The organism is Methyloceanibacter sp. (assembly GCF_051306395.1).
Taxonomy (GTDB): Bacteria; Pseudomonadota; Alphaproteobacteria; order Rhizobiales; family Methyloligellaceae; genus Methyloceanibacter.
The window spans coordinates 1-2706 of the sequence record NZ_JBPPND010000181.1; the positions used below are offsets into that span (position 1 = coordinate 1).

Sequence of the window (2706 nt, forward strand, 5' to 3'; positions counted from 1 at the left end):
ACGCGCCTGTGCCACGCCTCGTCGGTCGCGGCGCTGATCGAAGGGATCGGATCCGGCGCGGTGACGGCCACGTTCAACGAGGTCGAGCATGCGGACGTCATCGTTATCATCGGCGCGAACCCTACAGAGAACCACCCGGTAGCCGCGACGTTCTTCAAGCAAGCGGCGCGCCGCGGTGCCAAGCTGATCGTGATCGATCCGCGTGGCCAGGCGCTGCGCAACTACGCGACTCATATGCTGCGCTTCAAGTCGGGAAGCGACGTGGCGCTGCTGAACGGCATCATGCACGCGATCGTCGAGGAGGGTCTCTACGACGTTCAATACGTGCAAGCGCGCACCGACAATTTCGATCGCTTGAAGGAGAAACTCGCTGCCTACAGCCCGGAATCGGTCGCCCCGATTTGCGGGATCGACGCCAAGACAATTCGGGAGGTTGCTCGGCTCTTCGGCAGCGCCGGGCGCGCCATGATTTTCTGGGGCATGGGCATCTCGCAGCACGTGCACGGCACCGACAACTCACGTTGCCTGATTTCTCTCGCTCTCATGTGTGGTCAGGTGGGCCGTCCCGGCACGGGTCTGCATCCCTTGCGTGGGCAAAACAACGTGCAAGGGGCATCGGACGCCGGTCTCATCCCCATGTTCTATCCGGATTACGCCGACGTCGAAGCCGAGCCCGTCTACAAGAAGTTCGAGGAGCTTTGGCAGACGCCGCTTTCAAAGAAGGCGGGCCTCACGGTGGTCGAGGTCATCAACGCGGCGAACGCGGGCAAGATCAAGGCCATGTACATTCAGGGTGAAAACCCGGCCATGTCGGATCCCGACCTCGATCACGCGCGCGCCGGCATCGCCAAGCTCGAGCACCTCGTGGTGCAGGACATCTTCTTGACCGAGACCGCGATGATGGCCGACGTCGTCTTGCCTGCCTCTGCCTGGCCCGAGAAGACCGGCACTGTCACCAACACCAATCGTCAGGTGCAGATGGGGCGCAAGGCGCTCAACCTGCCCGGAGACACGCGCGACGACCTTTGGATCATCATCGAGCTGGCCAAGAGGCTGGGGCTTCCATGGACGTATAGCCATCCTTCGGAGGTTTTCGCGGAGATGAAGCGGGCCATGCCCTCGCTCGACAACATTACTTGGGAGCGTCTGGAGAACGAGTCATCGGTCATCTATCCTTGCCCCGAGCCGGATCACCCGGGCGATGCGGTGGTCTTCGGCGACGGCTTCCCGACCAAGACCGGACGCGCCTTTTTGGTGCCGGCAGACCTGTTGCCGCCTGCTGAAGTCCCGGATGACGAATATCCCTTCGTGCTGATGACAGGGCGACAGCTGGAGCATTGGCACACCGGCGCCATGACCCGGCGCGCTGACGTTCTCGACGCGCTAGAGCCCAGTCCGACGGCAAGCCTGAATCCCAACACGCTAGCGCGCTACGACCTCGTCCCCGGCGAACTCATGCGCGTCACGACCAGACGCGGCTCGATCGAACTCACCGCCCGCGCCGATATGGCCGTCCAGGAAGGCACCGTGTTTATTCCGTTCGCCTATGTCGAGGCCGCGGCCAATATCCTGACCAATCCGCAGCTCGACCCCTACGGCAAGATTCCCGAGTTCAAGTACTGCGCGGTCAAGATTGGCCCCGCGACGGGCAAGCGTCAGCGCGTCCCCGAACCCAGTCTCGACGTGACAGCCTCGGGCCTATAGCCGTAAAATTCGGCATGGCTCCGCCAGAAAGTGTCGTCGGTGTTTTGCTCGCGGGCGGTAGAGCGAGCCGCGTGCGAAGGCATCGCTCGATCCCGAGCGAAAATCAGCCATGAGCCCGCCAATCTTCGGCGTGGTCGGCTGGAAGAACTCGGGCAAGACCACGCTTATGGGCAACCTTATCCACGAGTTTACGAACCGAGGGTTTTCAATCTCGGTCATCAAGCATGCCCACGAAAAGTTCGAAATCGATCATCCGGGACGTGACTCCTTCAGGATGCGCGAGGCCGGAGCTCGCCAAGTGATGCTGTCGTCGCCGCGCCGCTTTGCCTTGATGCGCGAATTAGGCGATTTGCCTGAACTGACTTTAGACGAGCTCCTGCCCTACGCCGGGTCATGCGACCTCGTCCTGGTCGAGGGCTATAAGCGCGAGGCATACCCCAAGATCGAAATCCGCAGGGAAGGAGCCGCGTCGCGCGAGGCGCTGTCCGCGGAATTTCCCGAGGTCGTAGCCATCGCCTCGGATAGGCCAGAGGACGAGACGGAGCCTCTGCCCGTCTTCCACATCGATGCCATAGAACGCATCGTGGATTTCATTATCACCACACTGGGACTCAAGCGCCCATGACAGCGAAGACAGCCAAGCCAGCAGCTAAGCTGATCGACGATTGTTTCGTTCTCGAAAAGGACCGGCTTCCACACCAGGAGGCCATCGGCATCCTCAAGGCACGAGTGCGTCCGGTAACCGGAACGGAGCAAGTCCCGCTTGCCGCAGCTTGCGGGCGGTTCTTGGCGGTGCCGCTCGACTCGCCGCGTCAAATCCCTGCGCACGATAATGCGGCCGTCGACGGCTCTGCCTTTGCGTCATCGGGCTTCGACTTCGCGAAAGGAGCGGCGTTTCGGGTCATCGGCGAAGCATCCGCGGGACACCCTTATCAGGGCACTTTGCTGCCGGGCGGTGCGGTACGCATCTTCACGGGCGCGGTCGTGCCGGCCGGTCTCGAT

2 protein-coding genes and 1 pseudogene are annotated in these 2706 nt (G+C 62.2%); all 3 read left to right on the forward strand.

Annotated features, from left to right (window positions below):
- Nucleotides 1-1704 (forward strand): molybdopterin oxidoreductase family protein (locus ACSLE4_RS09500; RefSeq protein WP_435904221.1); only part of this gene is annotated, 1704 nt, incomplete at its 5' end.
- A 109-nt stretch (nucleotides 1705-1813) separates the two neighbouring features.
- Complete coding sequence (gene mobB / locus ACSLE4_RS09505) at nucleotides 1814-2329, forward strand: molybdopterin-guanine dinucleotide biosynthesis protein B (protein ID WP_435904222.1); 516 nt, start codon at nucleotides 1814-1816, stop codon at nucleotides 2327-2329.
- Nucleotides 2326-2706: pseudogene (locus ACSLE4_RS09510) on the forward strand (gephyrin-like molybdotransferase Glp); the annotation flags it as partial. The gene mobB and the pseudogene ACSLE4_RS09510, both read left to right, overlap by 4 nt.

Excerpts from the sequence above, each read along its gene's own strand:
- mobB (WP_435904222.1), top strand. The coding sequence starts at position 1,814 with ATGAGCCCGCCAATCTTCGGCGTGGTCGGCTGGAAGAACTCGGGCAAG.